At 72.6% G+C, this 18,819-nt stretch carries 18 protein-coding genes; 3 read left to right on the plus strand and 15 right to left on the minus strand.

The annotated features are described in order from the left end of the window. Window positions 1–63: 63 nt before the first annotated feature. From ACFYMO_RS27300 to ACFYMO_RS27340, 9 genes are all read right to left on the minus strand, one after another. On the minus strand, window positions 64–750 hold the full coding sequence (locus ACFYMO_RS27300; protein WP_366773731.1) for a response regulator: 687 nt from the start codon (window positions 748–750) through the stop codon (window positions 64–66). Window positions 751–779: 29 nt separating this feature from the next. Further along, the gene (locus ACFYMO_RS27305) at window positions 780–3,422 is read right to left on the minus strand and encodes an ATP-binding protein (protein ID WP_388549658.1); all 2,643 of its coding nucleotides are present in this window, start codon (window positions 3,420–3,422) and stop codon (window positions 780–782) included. Window positions 3,423–3,630: 208 nt separating this feature from the next. Further along, the gene (gene kdpC, locus ACFYMO_RS27310; RefSeq protein WP_388549661.1) at window positions 3,631–4,224 is read right to left on the minus strand and encodes a potassium-transporting ATPase subunit KdpC; all 594 of its coding nucleotides are present in this window, start codon (window positions 4,222–4,224) and stop codon (window positions 3,631–3,633) included. A gap of 5 nt (window positions 4,225–4,229) precedes the next feature. Beyond that, the gene (gene kdpB / locus ACFYMO_RS27315; RefSeq protein ID WP_388549664.1) at window positions 4,230–6,377 is read right to left on the minus strand and encodes a potassium-transporting ATPase subunit KdpB; all 2,148 of its coding nucleotides are present in this window, start codon (window positions 6,375–6,377) and stop codon (window positions 4,230–4,232) included. Continuing rightward, on the minus strand, window positions 6,377–8,038 hold the full coding sequence (kdpA, locus tag ACFYMO_RS27320) for a potassium-transporting ATPase subunit KdpA (protein ID WP_366773727.1): 1,662 nt from the start codon (window positions 8,036–8,038) through the stop codon (window positions 6,377–6,379). Before kdpA ends, kdpB begins: the two co-directional genes overlap by 1 nt. Before the next feature lie 6 nt (window positions 8,039–8,044). Next, a complete protein-coding gene (kdpF, locus tag ACFYMO_RS27325; RefSeq protein WP_366773726.1) occupies window positions 8,045–8,143 on the minus strand; it encodes a K(+)-transporting ATPase subunit F in 99 nt (32 codons plus the stop codon). 285 nt (window positions 8,144–8,428) lie between these two features. Continuing rightward, window positions 8,429–9,217: a DUF3710 domain-containing protein gene (locus tag ACFYMO_RS27330; RefSeq protein ID WP_366773725.1), complete on the minus strand. Its 789-nt coding sequence runs from the start codon at window positions 9,215–9,217 to the stop codon at window positions 8,429–8,431. Window position 9,218: 1 nt separating this feature from the next. After that, window positions 9,219–9,788 (minus strand): dUTP diphosphatase, encoded by a 570-nt coding sequence (gene dut, locus ACFYMO_RS27335; protein ID WP_388549669.1) that lies wholly within the window; start codon window positions 9,786–9,788, stop codon window positions 9,219–9,221. Then, on the minus strand, window positions 9,785–10,387 hold the full coding sequence (locus ACFYMO_RS27340; RefSeq protein WP_366773723.1) for a PaaI family thioesterase: 603 nt from the start codon (window positions 10,385–10,387) through the stop codon (window positions 9,785–9,787). The genes dut and ACFYMO_RS27340 overlap by 4 nt, the downstream gene beginning before the upstream one ends. A 57-nt stretch (window positions 10,388–10,444) precedes the next feature. Between ACFYMO_RS27340 and ACFYMO_RS27345 the strand changes: the two genes are divergently transcribed. Beyond that, the gene (locus tag ACFYMO_RS27345) at window positions 10,445–10,912 is read left to right on the plus strand and encodes a DUF3093 domain-containing protein (RefSeq protein ID WP_388549672.1); all 468 of its coding nucleotides are present in this window, start codon (window positions 10,445–10,447) and stop codon (window positions 10,910–10,912) included. Window positions 10,913–10,949: 37 nt separating this feature from the next. Here ACFYMO_RS27345 and ACFYMO_RS27350 read toward each other — a convergent pair whose 3' ends face one another. From ACFYMO_RS27350 to ACFYMO_RS27365, 4 genes are all read right to left on the minus strand, one after another. Next, complete coding sequence (locus ACFYMO_RS27350) at window positions 10,950–11,531, minus strand: hypothetical protein (protein ID WP_388549675.1); 582 nt, start codon at window positions 11,529–11,531, stop codon at window positions 10,950–10,952. A 215-nt stretch (window positions 11,532–11,746) separates the two neighbouring features. Further along, window positions 11,747–12,046: a DUF4193 domain-containing protein gene (locus tag ACFYMO_RS27355; RefSeq protein WP_019359801.1), complete on the minus strand. Its 300-nt coding sequence runs from the start codon at window positions 12,044–12,046 to the stop codon at window positions 11,747–11,749. Window positions 12,047–12,519: 473 nt separating this feature from the next. Further along, window positions 12,520–13,839, minus strand: a complete 1,320-nt coding sequence (locus ACFYMO_RS27360; protein WP_366773720.1) for an ATP-binding protein — start codon at window positions 13,837–13,839, stop codon at window positions 12,520–12,522. 5 nt (window positions 13,840–13,844) lie between these two features. Beyond that, a complete protein-coding gene (locus ACFYMO_RS27365; RefSeq protein ID WP_019359799.1) occupies window positions 13,845–14,498 on the minus strand; it encodes a response regulator transcription factor in 654 nt (217 codons plus the stop codon). Between the two features lie 315 nt (window positions 14,499–14,813). Between ACFYMO_RS27365 and ACFYMO_RS27370 the strand changes: the two genes are divergently transcribed. Next, complete coding sequence (locus tag ACFYMO_RS27370) at window positions 14,814–14,975, plus strand: hypothetical protein (RefSeq protein ID WP_019359798.1); 162 nt, start codon at window positions 14,814–14,816, stop codon at window positions 14,973–14,975. A gap of 67 nt (window positions 14,976–15,042) precedes the next feature. Here the strand turns inward: ACFYMO_RS27370 and ACFYMO_RS27375 are convergent, their stop codons facing one another. Next, complete coding sequence (locus ACFYMO_RS27375; protein ID WP_366773719.1) at window positions 15,043–15,906, minus strand: inositol monophosphatase family protein; 864 nt, start codon at window positions 15,904–15,906, stop codon at window positions 15,043–15,045. Window positions 15,907–16,000: 94 nt separating this feature from the next. Further along, window positions 16,001–17,161, minus strand: coding sequence for a ferrochelatase (locus ACFYMO_RS27380; protein WP_366773718.1), 1,161 nt, complete (start codon window positions 17,159–17,161; stop codon window positions 16,001–16,003). A 207-nt stretch (window positions 17,162–17,368) separates the two neighbouring features. Here ACFYMO_RS27380 and ACFYMO_RS27385 point away from each other — a divergent pair, with 207 nt between their 5' ends. Continuing rightward, a complete protein-coding gene (locus ACFYMO_RS27385) occupies window positions 17,369–18,715 on the plus strand; it encodes a D-arabinono-1,4-lactone oxidase (RefSeq protein WP_366773716.1) in 1,347 nt (448 codons plus the stop codon). The last annotated feature ends 104 nt before the right edge of the window (window positions 18,716–18,819 follow it).

Genomic DNA, 18,819 nt, shown 5'->3' on the forward strand with positions numbered 1-18,819 from the left:
GACGGCGGTGTGTCTCCCCCGCCCGCCGGCACCGCCGCGTACCGGGGCGCCGGCTCCGTGTGCTCACGTCTCGAAGCGGTAGCCCATGCCGGCCTCGGTCACGAAGTGCCGGGGGTGCGAGGGGTCGGCCTCCAGTTTGCGGCGGAGCTGGGCCATGTAGACCCGCAGGTAGTTGGTCTCGGTGCCGTAGGAGGGGCCCCAGACCTCCCTGAGCAGCTGCTTCTGGCTCACCAGCCGGCCAGGGCTGCGGACCAGCACCTCCAGCAGGTGCCACTCGGTCGGGGTGAGCCGTACGTCGCCGCCGTCGCGGTGCACCTTCTTCGCCGCCAGGTCGACGGTGAAGGTCCGGGTCTCGATGACCCCGGTCCCCTCCGGCATCCCGGCCGGGGGCTCCGCGCGCCGGACGGCGGCGCGCAGCCGGGCCAGCAGCTCGTCCATGCCGAACGGCTTGGTGACGTAGTCGTCGGCTCCCGCATCCAGCGCCTCCACCTTCTCGTCGGAGGTCTGCCGGGCGGAGAGCACCAGGATCGGCACCCGGGTCCAGCCGCGGATGCCGTGGATGACGTCCACGCCGTCCATGTCGGGCAGGCCCAGGTCCAGGACGACGGCGTCGGGGTGCCGGTCGGCTGCCAGGCGCAGCGCTGTCGCGCCGTCGTGCGCGGCGTCCACCTCGTACTTGCGCGCCTTGAGGTTGATCACGAGGGCGCGGACGATCTGGGGTTCGTCGTCGACCACGAGCACCCGGTGCATTCTTGTTCCTCTCGGTTCCGTTGTGCCGCTCAGGCGCCGGAGCGCTGCGACTGGAGCTGCGGTCTGCCGGTACGGGCCGGCAGCCGGCGGGGCGCGGGGCCACGGCCGTGCGCCGCGCGCAGGGTGAGCACCATGGTCATGCCACCCCCGGGGGTGTCCTCGGCCTCCAGCGTGCCGCCCATCGCCTCGGCGAAGCCGCGGGCGACGGCAAGACCGAGGCCGACCCCGGCTCCGCCGGGTGCGTCGCCGTAGCGCTGGAAGGGCTCGAAGATGCGGTCCTTGTCGCTGTCGGGCACCCCGGGGCCGCGGTCGGTGCAGCGCAGCTCGACCCGGTCGGCCAGCGCGCTCGCGCGCACCAGCACCTTCTTCCCCTCCGGGCTGTACTTGACCGCGTTCTCCACCAGGTTGGCGACGGTGCGCTCCAGCAGCCCCGGGTCGACGGCGACCAGCGGCAGCGCCTCGGCGACGGCGAGCCGCACGCTGCCCTCGGGCACGCCGCCCAGCGCCTTGGGCACGACCTCCTCCAGGCTGATGTCCTTGATGTGCGGCCGGACGGTGCCGGTGTGCAGCCGGGACATGTCCAGCAGATTGCCGACCAGGTTGTCGAGCTTGTCCGCGCCCTCCTCGATCGCCCCCAGCAGCTCCGCCTCGTCCTCCGCCGACCACTGCACGTCGTCGGAGCGCAGCGAGGAAACGGACGCCTTGATGGCGGCCAGCGGGGTGCGCAGGTCGTGCGAGACGGCGGCCAGCAGCGCGGTGCGGATCCGGTTGCCCTCGGCCAGCTCGCGGGCCTGCTCGGCCTCGCCCAGCAGCCGCTGCCGGTCGAGCACCCCGGCGGCCTGCGCGGCGAACGCGGCGAGCACCCTGCGGTCCTCGGCGGGCAGCACCCGTCCGGAGAGGACCAGCATCATGCTGTCCCCCACCGGCATGTCCGTCTCGCCGTCCTCCGGTGCGGCCAGCCGCTTGCCGGAGCCGGTGGTGCCGACGCTGCCCGCGCAGGTCCAGGCGGCCCGCTCGGCGGTGCGCTCCAGCAGGGCGACACCGTCCATGGCGAAGGTCTCCCGGACCCGCTCCAGGAGCGCCTCCAGACTGGGCCCGCTGCCCGGGCCGCCGCCCGCGTGCGGGGTCTCGCCGCGCAGCACGCTGCCCGCCAGCGCGGAGAGGATCTCCGACTCGGCGCGCAGCCTGGCCGCCTGCTGGGTGCGCCGGGCTGCCAGGTCCACCACCGAGGCGACGGCCACGGCGACGGCGAAGAAGACGGCCAACGAGACGACGTTGCGGCCGTCGCTGATGGTCCAGGTGCGGACGGGCTCGGTGAAGAAGTAGTTCAGCAGCGCCGAGCAGACCGCGGCGGAGGCCAGCGCGGGCAGCAGTCCACCCACCAGTCCGGCGGTGACTGTGAGCACCAGGAAGAGCAGCACGTCGTTGGCGAAGCCGATGCCCGGCTCGGTGGCCAGCATCAGGAGCGTCAGCAGCACGGGAGCCCCGAACGCGGTCAGCCAGCCGGCGACGACGCGCGCCGTGCCCAGCCGGGCGGCCCGGGTGCCGGGCAGCCCGCGCCCCCGGGCGACCTCCTCGTGGGTGACGATGTGCACGTCCAGGTCCGGTCCCGAGTCCCGGGCGACGGTGGCGCCGACCCCGGGCCCGAAGACGTACTGCCAGGTCCTGCGGCGCGAGGAGCCGAGCACGATCTGGGTGGCGTTGTGGCCCCGCGCGAACTCCAGCAGGGCCTGGGGGATGTCGTCGCCGATGACGTGGTGGTAGGTGCCGCCGAGGTCCTCCACGAGGGTGCGCTGGACGGCGAGTTCCTGCGGGGAGGCGGAGGTGAGGCCGTCGGCGTGGGAGATGTGGACGGCCAGGATCTCGCTGCCCGAGCCCTTGGCCGCCATCCGGGCGGCGCGGCGGATCAGGGTGCGGCCCTCGGGCCCGCCGGTGAGCCCGACGACGATCCGCTCGCGGGCCTGCCAGGTGGTGCGTATGCGGTGCTCGGAACGGTACTGCTGGAGGTACTCGTCGACCCGGTCGGCAGTCCACAGCAGGGCCAGTTCGCGCAGGGCCGTCAGGTTGCCGGGCCGGAAGTAGTTGGACAGCGCCGCGTCGACCTTGTCCGGGGCGTAGACGTTGCCGTGCGCCATCCGGCGGCGCAGCGCCTGGGGGGACATGTCGACCAGTTCGATCTGGTCGGCGCGCCGCACCACTTCGTCGGGCACGGTCTCGCGCTGCCGCACGCCGGTGATGGACTCCACCACGTCGCCGAGCGACTCCAGGTGCTGGATGTTGACGGTGGAGACGACGTCGATCCCGGCGGCGAGCAGTTCCTCGACGTCCTGCCAGCGCTTGGCGTTCCGGGAGCCGGGCACGTTGGTGTGGGCCAGCTCGTCCACGACGGCCACCGCGGGGCGGCGGGCGAGCACCGCGTCGGTGTCCATCTCGGTGAGGTCCGCGCCGCGGTGCGTGGTCCCGCGGCGCGGCACCTGCTCCAGCCCGTGCAGCAGCGCCTCGGTCCGCGGGCGGTCGTGGTGCTCGACGAATCCGACCACCACGTCGGTGCCCCGCTCTACCCGGCGGTGCGCTTCGGAGAGCACGGCGTAGGTCTTGCCGACGCCGGGCGCCGCGCCGAGGAAGACCCGCAGCCGCCCCCGCCACCGCTGCTGCTGCGTTCCGGACACCATGCCCCCATTGTCACCGCTTTCCGGCCCTGGTCATGCGGCGCGGGCGGGGCCGGGCGTCAGGGTTCCGTATGAATCGCCCGGGCGGTCGCCGGGTGCCCGGGCGGCGGTCGGCGTCCCTCCCGGCCCGCCGCCCGGGGCCGGGACGGGCCGGGTGCGGGAGCCCGCGCGGCGGGGAGGCCGGGGCGCGGGCTCCCTCGGAGCCCCGCGGTCAGCGGGACGCTGCCGCGGCGCGCAGGGCCACGTTGAGCTTCAGCACGTTCACGTGCTCCTCGCCCAGGAATCCGGCGCCGCGGCCCTCCGTGTGCGCGGTCACCAGAGCACGCACCGCCTCCGCGGGCAGCCCGTTGGCCCTGGCGACCCGCGCGCTCTGGATCTTCGCGTACCGGGGGGAGATGTGCGGGTCGAGGGCCGATCCGGAGCCGGTCACCGCGTCGGGGGGCACGGCTGCGGGCGGCACCCCGTTCAGCTCGGCGACCTTGCGTCGGGACTCCCGTACGGACGCGACCAGCCGCGGGTCGCTCGCACCCAGCTGACCGGACCCGGTGGCGCGCGGGTCGTAGCCGGAGTGCGAGGGGCGGCCGTGGAACCACTTCCGGCCGCGCCACTGCTGGCCGATCAGGGTCGAGCCGACCTCCTCGCCGGCCACCCGCACCGGGGAGCCGTTCGCCTTCTCGGGGAAGGCCGCCTGGGCCACACCGGTCACCGCCAGCGGGTAGAGGATCCCGCACAGGACCGTCAGTGCGAGCAGGGCACGGCCGGCGGCCCAGCCGAGCCGGGCGGCGTTGCGTACAGCTGTGTTCATCTCGCTCAGCTCACTCCGGGAAGCGCGGTCAGCAGCAGGTCGATCAGTTTGATGCCGAGGAACGGTGCGACGAGCCCGCCGACCCCGTAGACGGCCAGGTTGCGGCGCAGCAGCCGGTCGGCGCTCAGCGGCCGGTAGCGCACCCCGCGCAGGGCGAGCGGCACCAGGGCGACGATGATCAGCGCGTTGAACACCACGGCGGAGAGGATCGCCGACTGCGGCGAGGTCAGCCGCATGATGTCGAGGGTCTCCAGTCCGGGGTAGGCGGCGGCGAACATCGCGGGGATGATCGCGAAGTACTTCGCGACGTCGTTGGCGATCGAGAAGGTGGTCAGCGCGCCTCGGGTGATCAGCAGTTGTTTGCCGATCTCCACGATCTCGATGAGCTTGGTGGGGTCCGAGTCCAGGTCCACCATGTTCCCCGCCTCCTTGGCGGCGGAGGTGCCGGTGTTCATGGCGACGCCCACGTCGGCACGGGCCAGCGCCGGGGCGTCGTTGGTGCCGTCACCGGTCATGGCGACGAGCCGGCCGCCGGCCTGTTCGCGTTCGATGAGCGCCATCTTGTCCTCGGGCGTGGCTTCCGCGAGATGGTCGTCGACGCCGGCCTCGGCGGCGACGGCCTCGGCGGTCAGCGGGTTGTCCCCGGTGATCATGACGGTTCTGATGCCCATCCGGCGCAGTTCGGCGAAACGCTCGGCGATGCCGTCCTTGACGATGTCCTTGAGGTGGATGACGCCGAGCGCCCGGGCACCGGCCGCGTCCTCGACGGCGACCACCAGGGGGGTGCCACCCGCCTCGGAGATGGCCCGCACGGCGCTGTCGACCTCCGCGCCGACCCGGCCGCCCCGCTCCTCGATCCAGCCGGACACCGCCGCGGCGGCGCCTTTGCGCACCCGCAGCCGCACGCCGGTGCCGTCGGGGGCGCCGACGTCGACGCCGGACATCCGGGACTGCGCGGTGAACGGCACCCAGGTGGCGCCCTCCGGCGTCGCCTGGGCTGCCGTGCCGCCGTCCGGCGGGTGCTCTCCGGCGGCCAGGGCGACCACGGAGCGGCCCTCGGGTGTCTCGTCGGCGAGCGAGCCGAGCCGGGCCGCCTCCGCCAGCTCCTGCGCCGGGATGCCCGCTGCCGGGACGAAGGCCACGGCCCTGCGGTCGCCCAGCGTGATGGTGCCGGTCTTGTCGAGCAGCAGCGTCGTCACGTCCCCGGCCGCTTCCACGGCCCGCCCGGAGGTGGCCAGCACGTTGCGCTGCACCAGCCGGTCCATCCCGGCGATGCCGATGGCGGAGAGCAGCGCCCCGATGGTGGTGGGGATGAGGCAGACGAGCAGCGCCGCGAGCACGGTCAGGGACTGTTCGGCCCCGGCGTGGTCGGCGAACGGCTGGAGGGTGACGACGGCGAGGAGGAAGACGACCGTGAGGGCTGCCAGCAGGATGTTGAGGGCGATCTCGTTGGGCGTCTTCTGCCGGGCGGCGCCCTCCACCAGTGAGATCATCCGGTCGATGAAGGTTCGCCCGGGCTCGGTGGTGATCCGTACGACGATACGGTCGGAGAGCACCTTGGTGCCGCCGGTGACGGCGCACCGGTCGCCGCCGGACTCCCGGATGACGGGGGCCGATTCGCCGGTGATCGCGGACTCGTCGACGGTGGCCACCCCCTCCACGACATCGCCGTCCCCGGGTATCAGGTCACCCGCCTCGCAGACCACGAGGTCGCCGACCCGCAGTCCGGTGCCGGGCACGGCGGTCTCCCGGGCGTCGTCCGGTCCGGTCAGCCGTCGGGCCACGCTCTCGGTCCTGGCCCGGCGCAGGGTGTCGGCCTGTGCCTTGCCGCGCCCCTCGGCCACCGCCTCGGCGAGGTTGGCGAACAGGACGGTCAGCCACAGCCAGGCCGTGATCACCCAGCCGAACCAGTCCCCGGGGTGGGCGACGGCGAGGCAGGTGGTGACGACCGAACCCACCTCGACCACGAACATCACCGGCGACGCGGCCATGCACCGCGGATCGAGCTTGCGCACGGCGGCCGGCAGCGACCGGGCCAGGTGCCGCGGGGCGAACGGCCCGCCGCCCGGGGACCGGCCGGGAGAGTGCCGGCCCGCGGCCGGATTCTGGGTGTCATCCGGCCGCGGAGTGCGGACCGCTGTTGTCGTGCTCATCAGGAGAGTCCCTCCGCGAGCGGCCCCAGAGCCAGGGCCGGGAAGAAGGTGAGTCCGGTGACGATCAGCACGGAGCCGATCAGCAAGCCGGAGAAGAGCGGCTTTTCGGTGCGCAGGGTGCCTGCCGTGACGGGCACCGGCGCCTGCCGGGCCAGCGAACCGGCCAGCGCCAGGACGCACACCATCGGCAGGAACCGGCCGAGCAGCATGCACAGGCCCAGCGTGGTGTTGAAGAACGGCGTGTCCGCGCCGAATCCGGCGAAGGCGCTGCCGTTGTTGTTGGCGGCCGAGGTGTAGGCGTACAGCACTTCGCTGAAGCCGTGCGCGCCGATGTTGGTCATCGCCCGCTCGCCGTCGGGCAGCGCCATGGCGAGCGCGGTGCCGCCCAGCACCAGAGCGGGAGTGCTCAGCAGATAGCAGGCCGCGTACTTGATCTCCCGGGTGCCGATCTTCTTGCCCAGGTACTCGGGCGTGCGGCCGACCATCAGCCCGGCGAGGAAGACGGCGATCACGGCCATGATCAGCATGCCGTACAGCCCGGAGCCGACCCCGCCCGGTGCGATCTCGCCGAGCATCATGCCCAGCAGCGCCACTCCCCCGCCGAAGGCGGTGTAGGAGTCGTGGAAGGAGTTGACGGCGCCGGTCGAGGTCATCGTCGTGGAGGCGGCGAACAGCGCGGACGCGCCGGCTCCGAAGCGCTGTTCCTTGCCCTCGGTGGCGCCGCCGGCGAGCTGGGCCGCTGTGCCATGGTGCGCGTACTCGGCGGCGGTGATCGCCGCGACGCCGGCCAGCCAGATGACGCCCATCGCGGCGAGGACCGCGTACCCCTGGCGCACGTCGCCGACCATGGTGCCGAACGTGCGGGTCAGGGAGAACGGGATGACGAGGAGCAGGAAGACCTCCAGCAGGTTGCTGAAGCCGTTCGGGTTCTCGAAGGGATGTGCGGAGTTGGCGTTGAAGAAGCCGCCGCCGTTGGTGCCCAGTTCCTTGATGGCCTCCTGGGAGGCGACGGGGCCGCCCGGGATGTGCTGGGTGGCCCCGGAGAGGGTCTGCACCTCGTGCATCCCGGCGAGGTTCTGCACCACGCCGGTCGCCACCAGGGCGAGCGCGCCGAGGAACGCGACCGGCAGCAGGATGCGCACCACTCCGCGCACCATGTCGGTCCAGAAGTTGCCCAGTTCCCCGGTGCGCGACCGGGCGAAGCCGCGGATGAGGGCGATGGCGACGGCCATCCCCACGGCGGCCGAGACGAAGTTCTGCACCGCCAGCCCGGTCAGCTGCACCAGATGGCCCATGGCGGACTCGCCCGCGTAGGACTGCCAGTTGGTGTTGGTGACGAAGGAGGCGGCGGTGTTGAACGCCTGGTCCGGGTCGAGTGCGCGGAATCCGAGGGACAGCGGCAGCCTGTCCTGGAGCCGCTGCAGGGCGTAGAGGAAGAGCACTCCGGCGGCGGAGAAGGCCAGCACCGCGCGGATGTAGGCGGGTGCGCGCATCCCGGCGTCCGGGTCGGTGCCGACACAGCGGTGGAGAAGCCGCTCGACGCGCAGATGCCGGTCGGAGCGGTAGACGGCGGCCATGTAGTCGCCGAACGGCCGGTGCACCAGCGCGAGCGCTCCGACGAGCGCCACCATCTGGAGCACCGCGGCGAGTGGTGTACTCATCGGCGCTCAGAACCTGTCCGGGAAGAGCAGGGCGCAGACGAGGTAGCCCAGCAGCGCCAGGGCCACCACGAGCCCCGCGATGTTCTCGGCGTTCCCGGCGCTCACAGCCGGTCCATCCCGCTGGCGACGAGCGACAGCAGTGCGAAGACCGCGACGGTGGTGGCGGCGAAGGCCAGATCGGCCATCGTGTGCTCCTGGTGGGTAGGTTGTGCTGACCCACCCAGAAAACCCCCGCCGGGGGCGTACGCCCCTGCCGTTGACGTCCCTCATACACGTCCCGGGACGCTCTTGACGGGGCTCATACGTCCTTGACGCGGCCCTTACGCGCCGCCGCGCGCACACGACGAAGGCCGGGCCCGTCGGACCCGGCCTTCGCAGCAGCACGTTGCGCTAGCGCACCTCGGAGATCTCCGGGCCGCGCTGGAGCTTGTCGAGGCCGCCCGCGAACCGGGAGCCCTCCTCCACCGTCTCCTGCTGCACTCCGTCCGGCACCATCTGCGCGTCCTCGGGCAGCTTCAGGACGATGGGGTCGCGCGGCGCCATCGGTCCCTCGCCGCGCACCACGACCGTGTCCCGGAAGATCTGCTCCAGCACACCCGCCGCCTCGGGCTGGACCGCGCCCTGGCCGGAGATCACCCCGCGCAGGAACCACCGCGGTCCGTCCACCCCGACGAACCGGACGACCTGCACGCCGCCCGTCCCGTCCGGCAGCTGCACCGGCACCTGCGCCCGCAGCTCCCAGCCCAGGGGCCCCTCGGCCTCGTCGATGACGCCGCCCTGCTGGGTGATGCCGGAGGCGATCTCCTCCCGCACCTCGTCCCAGATGCCCTCGCGCTTGGGCGCCGCGAACGCCTGGAGCTGGACGGCGCTGTCCTGCAGCACGACGGTCGCCGCGACGATCGCGTCACCCGCGACCTCGACCCGCAGCTCCATGCCCTCGACGCCGGGGATGAACAGGCCGCCCAGGTCGACCCTGCCGGAGTCGGGCTCGGTGACCTCGTCGATGTCCCAGGGACCGTCCGGGCGGGGCGCCGGAGGCAGCTTGACCCGGCTCTCTCCGGTCGTGCCGGCTTCGGCGTCCGCGCCGTCCTGCGGCTCGTCCTCGCCTTCCTGTTCCGTCTCGAACTCGTCCGAGGTGCCCTTGGGCTCTTCGCTCTTCTTGCGACGACGTCCGAACACGTCACTGTCCTCTCAGGTCGGAAGCTCGATCGGCACCGACCGCAACGTAATCCTTCTGCTGTGCGGCTGTCTGCAGGGTGACGCCCGACGCGTCGGCGGGCGCCGACCGGGCCGGACGGTCCGCCGCGTGGCCGCCCGTGGAGCCGAAGCCGCCCGCGGCGCGCACCGAGTCGGGCAGCTCCTCGACCTCGCGGAACCGCACCTTCTCCACCTGCTGGACGACGAGTTGGGCGATACGGTCGAACCGCTCGAACCGCACGGTCTCGCGTGGATCGAGATTGGCCACAATCACCTTGATCTCCCCACGGTACCCGGCATCGACCGTTCCCGGTGCATTCACCAGCGAGACGCCGCAGCGGGCCGCGAGGCCCGAGCGCGGGTGGACGAAGGCCGCGTAGCCGTCCGGGAGGGCGAGCGAGATTCCCGTCGGCAGGACCGCCCGCTCCCCGGGGGCCAGTTCCGCGCCCTCGGTGGTCACCAGATCGCAACCGGCGTCCCCCGGATGCTGGTAAGAGGGCATGGGCACCTCGGGGTCGGTCCGCCGCAGCAGGATCTCGACACGGTTGCTCATGGGTTCACCTCGAAGGCACGCGCGCGCCTGACCTGGTCGGGGTCGTCCATGGCCGCGTGGATCTCCTCCTCGCGGCCGTTCTCGACGAAATGCTCGACCTTCACCTCTATGAAGACGGCGTCCGCGCGCACGGCCACCGGCCCCTCCGGACCGCCGATCCGGCCGGTGGCCGTCGAGTAGATCTTGCGCCCGTGCACCGCGGTCGCGCGGGCCTCCAGATACAGGAGGGTGTCCACCGGGACCGGGCGCAGGAAGTCCGTCTCCAGCCGTCCGGTCACGGCGATCACGTGCATCAGCCAGCCCAACGAGCCCAGGGTCTCGTCCAGCGCGGTGGTCAGCACGCCGCCATGGGCGAGGCCGGGCGCTCCCTGGTGGGCGGGCTTGACGGTGAACTCGGCGGTGACGCTGACGCCCTCCCCGGCCCGCGCCGCCAGGTGCAGGCCGTGCGGCTGCCCGCCGCCGCAGCCGAAGCACATGTCGTAGTGGGCACCGAGCGGCGCACCGGGCTCGGGAGCCTCGGGGTGGCGCACCGGCGGTACGGCGTCCGGCGGCGGCACCAGCGAGGTCTTCGGGGAACTGGGGGGATTGGCTGCACTCACGGGTGCAGACCTTACCGCCGTGCGGGGCGCCGGGGGGCGCCGTGCCAAGCTGGACACATGGTTGCCCCGGCCGCGCTCCACGACGAGCGCCTCACCGCTCCCCGGTCCTGGTGGCTGATCGCCGCCGGAATCGGGGTGGCCTGCGCGCTGATGCTCTTCCCCTTCGGTCCGCTGCCGCTGCTGTGCGGCCTGGTGGGGGGCGGCGCGCTGGCAGCCGTGTGTGTGAGCAGCTACGGCAGCGTCCGGGTGCGAGTGGTGGCGGACTCGCTGATCGCCGGGGACGCACGGATTCCGGTGTCGGCGCTCGGGGAGGCCGAGGCGCTGGACGCGGCCCAGGCACGCGCCTGGCGTACGTACAAGGCCGACACGCGGGCGCACATGGTGCTGCGCGGCTACGTCCCCACCGCGGTGCGGGTCGAGGTGACCGATCCGCAGGACCCGACGCCGTACGTGTACCTCTCCACCCGGCATCCGCAGCGGCTGGTGGAGGCGCTGGGGGCAGCCCGCGAGTCGGCCGTCTCCTAGCCGGGTGGGCCGTTCAGCCCGGGGTCCGGCGGCCCGGTCAGCCGCGGTGCGGGCCGGTCGCGCCGGCGCGCAGATCGGCGCGGACGCGCTCGGCGAGCCGTGCGGTGTCCCTGCGGTTCAGCACGGCGCCGGCGGCGGCTCCGATCAGGAACGGCGCGAGGTTCGGCAGGGTGCGCAGGGCGCGCTTCGTGATCTGCTGCCGCAGCCTGCGGCGCAGCTCCCCGTTCATGGCCGTGCTCAGGGTGGCGGGGCGGGTGAGTTCCATGCCGCGCTCGGAGGCCCAGGCACTCAGACAGGCCGCGGCCCGTTCGCGGGCGTTGCCGGGCGCTCGGCGGCCGTAGACCTCGTGCAGCTCGGCGATCAGTTTCAGCTCGACACCGGCGACGCCGACGATCTCGGCGGTCAGCTCGGCGGGCAGGGCCGGGGGCACCGGCAGCATCGCGGCGCCGCCGACTCCCGCTCCCACGGCGGCCGCGCTCCGGGTGGCTCCGGCCACCAGCCGGTCGGCCAGCTCCTCGGTGCTCAGTCCGGGGAACTGGCTGCGGAGGGTCGTCAGGTCCCGTACCGGCACCCGCGGGGCGAGGTCGATGACGCGCTCGGTGACCGCGCGTACGTACATCTGTGTACGCGCCCGGATCCGCCGTGCGGCGCCGCCGGACCTCGGTGCGGGGGCGGACGCTGTCCCGCGGGGCGGCGCGGACGGCACCGGGCCGTCCGCGTGCGGCGCGGTGCCCTCGGCACCGCGCTCGAACGGTACGAGCGAGGCCGACCGGTCATGAGGGCCTCGCTCGTCGTCACGTGCGCCTTCGACTGCCACGGCAGTCGGTCCGCTGCTCAGGCCGCGCAGTCGCGGCAGATGGGCTGACCGTTCTTCTCCGCGGCGAGCTGGGAACGGTGGTGCACCAGGAAGCAGCTCATGCAGGTGAACTCGTCCGCCTGGCGGGGCAGCACCCGGACGGACAGCTCCTCGTTGGAGAGGTCCGCTCCGGGCAGCTCGAGGCCCTCGGCCTGCTCGAACTCGTCCACGTCCACGTTGGACGCGGACTTGTCGTTCCGCCGGGCCTTCAGCTCCTCGATGCTGTCTTCGTTGACTTCGTCGTCGGTCTTGCGTGGAGTGTCGTAATCCGTAGCCATGTCGCTCTCCCCCTCTGGGTGTCTGTGGTGTCTCCAGCGCACGTAACGCGTGAGAGGCCGGACTTGTGCCCGACCCGAGGCGGAGATTTTGCCTCACATCAAGGTCTGTTACTCAATCGACACCCAACGGCACCCCTGAAGAGGTGATCATGTCGGATGTCGAGGAGGACCATAGACGGTCCCCGGCGGTGCTCCGCACACAGTCCGCACCGGCCATCCGGGGTACTGCCCACGATCTCCACCTGCGGAAACCTGGATTTTCCGGGTTTTCTTCCCGTTCGGCGACCCCGGTCCGGGACCACCCGAGAATTCGCATGTGTGATCGATCACAACCCGGCCGCAGGCAGCGAGAAGTGTCTTCGATTCCGCATATAGCGAACGAGTTGCCGACTACACCGGGGTGTTTTCGGTCACTTTTCGTCACCTCCATGTCCTTCGCCCTTTCCGCGAAGTTCTGCGGCCTCGGCCGCCGCTCACAGCGGCAGCGTCACCCGCATCACCAGGCCGCCGTCCTCGCGCGGCACGGCCGAGACCGCACCGCCGTGCGCCCGCGCGACCGAGCGCACGATCGACAACCCGAGCCCGACTCCCTTGTCGCTGCCCGTCCGCTCCGTACGGAGACGCCGGAACGGCTCGAAGAGGTTGTCCACCTCGTAGGCCGGGACCACGGGTCCGGTGTTCTCGACGCTGAGCACCGCCTGCCCCGGCTGGGCCTCCGTACTGACCGAGACCCATCCGCCCGCACGCAGGTTGTAGCGCACGGCATTCTGCACCAGGTTCAGTGCGACGCGCTCCAGGAGTACCCCGTTGCCCTGTACATATGTGGGCTGCCGTACTCCGCGCAACTCGACGCCCTTGGTCTCGGCCTCTCCGCGCGTCTGCTCGACCGCCTGCGAGGCCACCTCGGCCAGGTCCACCGGCTTGCGGTCGACCAGCTCGTTCTCGCTCCGGGCGAGCAGCAGCAGCCCCTCCACGAGCTGCTCGCTGCGCTCGTTGGTGGCCAGCAGCGTCTTGGCAAGCTGCTGCAGCTCCGGCGAGGCGCCCGGATCGGCGAGCTGCACCTCCAGCAGCGTGCGGTTGATCGCCAGCGGGGTGCGCAACTCGTGCGAGGCGTTGCCCACGAAGCGCTGCTGCGCGGTGAAGGCGCGCTCCAGCCGGTCGAGCATGTCGTCGAAGGTGTCCGACAGCTCCTTCAGCTCGTCGTCCGGGCCCTCCAGCTCGATCCGCTTGTGCAAATCCGAGCCCGCCACCTGGCGCGCGGTGCGGGTGATGCGGCCCAGCGGCGCGAGCACCCGGCCCGCCATCACGTAGCCGAAGGCGAACGCGGCCACGGCGAGTCCGAGCAGCGCGAGCAGGGAGCGGCGCAGCAGCCCGTCCAGCGCCATCCTGCGCTGCGCCTCCGCGCACTCCGACAGTCGTTGCATGAACACGTCACTGGGGAGGGTTCCGGTCAGCCCCTGGCAGTCCGAGGTCGGCTGGACCTCCCCGTTGAGGATGCGGAACGAGACATGGCTGGCGTCGTCCAGCGCCTGCGCCGCCAGCAGATAGATGATCGTCAGCAGCAGCATCCCGGCGATCAGGAACATCCCGCCGTACAGCAGCGTGAGCCGTATCCGGATGGTGGGGCGCAGCAGGGGCGAGGAACGGGGCGTCTCGCGCGGGTCCCAGCTCGGTTTGGGGGGCGTCCGCGGCGGGGCGCTGCCGGGGCGGCCGCTCCCCTCCGGGCCGGAGGGGCCGGGGGCGCCCCGGGAAGCGGGTGAACCCGGGGATTCGGGAGAAGTGGAGGGTGCCATCGACGTCAGATCCGGTACCCCGCGCCCGGCACGGTGACGATCACCGGCGGCTCACCGAGCTTGCGGCGCAGCGTCATCACCGTCACACGCACCACATTGGTGAACGGGTCGGTGTTCTCGTCCCACGCCTTCTCCAGGAGTTGCTCGGCGGAGACCACGCTGCCCTCGCCCCGCATCAGCACCTCCAGCACCGCGAACTCCTTGGGTGCCAGCTGGATCTCCCGGCCGTCCCGGGAGACCTCGCGACGCCCCGGGTCCAGCCGGATACCGGCCCGCTCCAGCACCGGCGGGAGGGCCGTGGTGGTGCGCCGCCCCAGCGCCCGGACGCGGGCTGTCAGCTCGGAGAAGGCGAAGGGCTTGGGCAGGTAGTCGTCCGCGCCCAGCTCCAAGCCCTCGACCCGGTCGCTGACGTCCCCGGATGCGGTGAGCATCAGCACCCGGGTGGGCAGCCCCAGCTCCACGATCCGCCGGCAGACGTCGTCCCCGTGCACCAGCGGCAGGTCCCGGTCGAGTACGACGACGTCGTAGTCGTTGATGTCGACGCGCTCCTGCGCCGCCGCTCCGTCGTAGACCACATCGACGGCCATGGCCTCTCTGCGGAGGCCCGTCGCCACGGCATCGGCGAGCAGTTGCTCGTCCTCGACGACGAGTACGCGCACGGCGCTGTTCCTTCCCTGGATACGGATGGGGGATCGTGCTCCCCATCGTGCCCCGGACCCCGGTAAATCGGCGGTAAGAGCAGGGGTGGGAAACCGGGCGCGGACTCCGGCACGAGCCGCCGGCACTTTTTCCGGGCGGTTGAGGTTTCTCTGAGGTTCCGGTTGGGGAGGACCTGAGCACCATCCACGATCACGCCCTGTGCGCAGGGTGCCACGACGCACCTCCGACGCAGTCCGGGGACCACGCCGTGATCGGGCACGCACCACTTCCCTCGGCACACCCCGTGCCACCGACCCGCGACGAGGGGGCACACCATGGACGCATTCACCGCAGGCATCCTGCAGCGTATACGGACCACCGAGTCCGACCTGCACCGCGCACGTGAATCCGGCGACGACTTCCTCGTGGACGTCGAGCAGTCGGAGTTGGAGGACCTCCGCCGGCTGGCCGCCGAGCACGGCGTACAGGTCGCCTGACGGCCCTTCCGAGCCCGCTTCCGGCGATGCGGCCCTCCGGCCCGGAGGGCCGCATCGCCGTTCCCGGCTATTGCTCCGCGCCCGCCACGCCGATCGGCTGGTCGTGCCAGGCGCCCAATTCCTCCAGCAGCGGCTGGAGGACCTCGAAGACCCCCGGCGAGGCCGCGACGGTGAGATCACCGTCCGCGGGCAGCCCCGGACGACCGCCCGTGCGGGCACCGGCCTCCCGCGCGACGAGATCCCCCGCGGCCAGATCCCACGGGTTGAGGCCGCGCTCGTAGAAACCGTCCAGCCGCCCGGTGGCGACATCGCACAGGTCGATGGCGGCCGAGCCACCGCGGCGGATGTCGCGCACCCGCGGCACCAGCCCCTGGGCGACGGCGGCCTGGGCCACCCGCCGCTCCCTGATGTAGCCGAAGCCGGTGCCGATCAGCGCCTGGTCCAGCGGCGGGGACGGGCGGCACCGCAGGCGCCGCCCGTCCAGGTAGGCGCCCTGCCCGCTGACCGCCTGCCAGGTCTCACCGCGTACCGGTGCCGCCACCACTCCCACGACCCGCTCGCCGTGGTACTCGGCGGCGATCGAGACGGCCCAGTCGGGACGTCCGTAGAGGTAGTTGACGGTGCCGTCGACGGGGTCGATGACCCAGCGGACACCGGAGGTGCCCTCGCTGACGGCGCCCTCCTCGCCGAGGAAGCCGTCCTGCGGACGGTGCTCGGCCAGGAATCCGGTGATCAGCCGCTCGGAGGCCAGGTCCATCTCGGTGACCACGTCGATGGGGCTGGTCTTGGTCGCCGCGACGCCCAGGTCGGCCGGGCGGCCGTCGCGCAGCAGGGTGCCAGCGCGGGCGGCGGCCTCCTGCGCGAGGGCGAGCAGCTCGGCCTTGAGCGCGTCGTCGGCGGGTTCGGATGCGGACTGCGGGGTGTCGGTCACGAGTGTCGATGCTCCTGTCGTGTTGACCGGGTACCGGCGCGGCGGCGGGCCGGGGCGGGCGGTCTGGCGCGCCCGGGGTCCGGGCGCGGAACTGTCACAAGGGCGGTGCGTCGGCGCCCGCCGCGGCCGGCTTCGGGGTCCGCGCCGGGCAGCAGCCGACCGGGCACACGTCGTGGCTCGGGCCCAGTGCGCCCAGCGCGCAGCGGGCGGGCGCCTCGCCCCGCTCGGTGGCGGCGCGCTCCAGCACCAGTTCCCGCACCGCGGCGGCGAACCGCGGGTCGGCGCCCACCGTGGGCGAGCGGCGGGCGGGCAGGCCCAGCTCGGACGCCTTGTCCAGGGCCTCGGTGTCCAGGTCGTAGCGGACCTCCATGTGGTCCGAGACGAAGCCGACCGGGACCATCACCACCCCGGGCGTCCCGTCGGCGTGCAGTTCCTCCAGGTGGTCGCAGATGTCCGGCTCCAGCCACGGCACGGAGGGCGGGCCGCTGCGCGACTGGTAGACGAGGCTCCAGGGGTGCCGTACACCGGTGCGCTCCCGGACGGCCTCGGTAATCAGTTCGGCGGCGTCGAGGTGCTGCGCGACGTAGGCGCCGCCGTCGCCGTGCGCCTCGACGGGGCCGGAGGTGTCGGCGGCGGCGGCGGGGATGGAGTGCGTGGTGAAGGCGAGGTGCGCGCCGTCGCGCACCTCGGCGGGGAGGTCGTCCAGACAGGCGAGCACTCCGTCGACCACGGGTTCGAGGAAGCCCGGGTGGTTGAAGTAGTGGCGCAGCTTGTCCACCTGCGGCGGGCGCAGCCCCTCCTCCTGCAGCGCAGCCAGTGACTCGGCGAGGTTCTCCCGGTACTGGCGGCAGCCCGAGTAGGAGGCGTAAGCGCTGGTCGCCAGGGTGAGCACCCGCCGGTGGCCGTCGTGGACCAGTTCGCGCAGGGTGTCGGTGAGGTACGGCGCCCAGTTGCGGTTGCCCCAGTAGACGGGGAGGTCGAGGCCGTGTGCGGCGAAGTCCTCGCGGAGCGCCGCCAGCAGGGCCCGGTTCTGCTCGTTGATCGGGCTGACCCCGTCGAAGAGGTAGTAGTGGCGGCCCACCTCTTCGAGGCGTTCGGTGGGGATGCCACGCCCCCGGGTGACGTTCTGCAGGAACGGGACGACGTCGTCCATCCCCTCGGGACCGCCGAACGACAGCAGCAGGAGCGCGTCGTAGGGGGCCGGGGAGGAGTCCGGCCCGGGGCCGGGGGGTTGGGTGGGCAGCGCATCGGACATGCCTCGATCTTCCCATCCGGGGGACGCGGCAGGCGCCCGGCCTCCGCTGCGCGGCGCACTGTAGGGCACCTGTGCGAGAGCCGTGAGTATGATCCCTCTCCAACTGGTGGGGACCCGCCGGTGCGGGGGCGTCGGCGGTCGTGGTGCGTTCCTCGGCCCCGGCCGCGCTCTCGGACGGAGCGCCGCGGCGAGAGGGGACGGTCACGGATGAGCGGGCGATCGGGTGTGCGGTCGACGACGGACGGCCGGGCGGGAACGTGGCGGAACTGGGCGGGCAACGTGGTGGCCGCCCCCCGACGGACCGTCTCGCCCTCCACCACGGAGGCGCTGGCCGAGGTGGTGCGCCGCGCTGCGGCCGACGGACTGCGGGTGAAGGCGGCGGGCACGGGCCATTCGTTCACCGCCGCCGCCGTCACGGACGGGGTGCTCATCCGGCCCGAGCGGCTGACCGGGGTGCGCGCCGTGGACCGGGCCGCGGGCACGGTCACCGTCGCGGCGGGTACCCCGCTGAAGGAGCTGAACGCCGCGCTGGCGGCCCGCGGCCTGTCGCTGACGAACATGGGCGACATCATGGAGCAGACCGTCTCGGGCGCCGTCAGCACCGGCACCCATGGCACGGGCCGCGCCTCGGCCTCGGTCGCCGCGCAGATCACCGAGCTGGAGCTGGTGCTCGCCGACGGCTCCGTGGTCCGCTGCTCGGCGGAGGGGACACCACAGGAGCAGGCCCTCTTCGCCGCCGCGCGAGTGGGGCTGGGGGCGCTGGGCGTGGTCAGTGAGATCACCTTCGCGGTGGAACCGGAGTTTCTGCTGACCGCGCGGGAGGAGCCGATGCCGTTCGACCGGGTCGTCGGCGAGTTCGATCAGTTGGTGGCCGAGAACGAGCACTTCGAGTTCTACTGGTTCCCGCACACCGAGAGCTGCAACACCAAGCGCAACAACCGCAGTACGGGTCCCGCGGCTCCGCTCACCCCGCTGCGGGGCTGGGTCGACGACGAGTTGCTCTCCAACGGCGTCTTCCAGGCGGCCTGCGCACTCGGCAAGGCGGTACCCGCCGCCGTCCCCGGGGTGGCCCGCGTCTCCAGTCGCGCGCTGTCGGCACGCAGCTACACCGACATCCCGTACAAGGTCTTCACCAGTCCGCGCCGGGTGCGCTTCCTGGAGATGGAGTACGCGATACCGCGGGCCGCGCTGGTGGAGGCACTGCGCGCGCTGAAGGCACTGGTGGAGCGCTCGGACTTCCGGGTGAGCTTTCCCGTGGAGGTGCGTACCGCGCCCGCGGACGACATCCACCTGTCGACAGCGAGCGGCCGTGAGACGGCGTATGTGGCAGTGCACATGTACCGGGGCACGCCCCATGAGGCGTACTTCAGCGCGGTGGAGCGGATCATGACGGCGCACGCCGGCCGCCCGCACTGGGGGAAGCTGCACAGCAGGGACGCGGAGTACCTCGCCGGGGTGTATCCGCGCTTCGAGGAGTTCACGGCCCTGCGTGACCGTCTGGACCCGGACCGGGTCTTCGGCAACGACTACCTGCGGCGCGTGCTGGGCGACTGACGCCCCCGTGCCGGGCACGGGACCGCCGGCTCGACGGAACGGGCCGTGCCCGCACATCCGGAGCGGATGCGCGGGCACGGCCCGTCGGACTGCGCGAGCCCTTG

The organism is Streptomyces sp. NPDC007025 (genome assembly GCF_042869455.1).
In the GTDB taxonomy this organism is placed as follows: Bacteria; Actinomycetota; Actinomycetes; order Streptomycetales; family Streptomycetaceae; genus Streptomyces.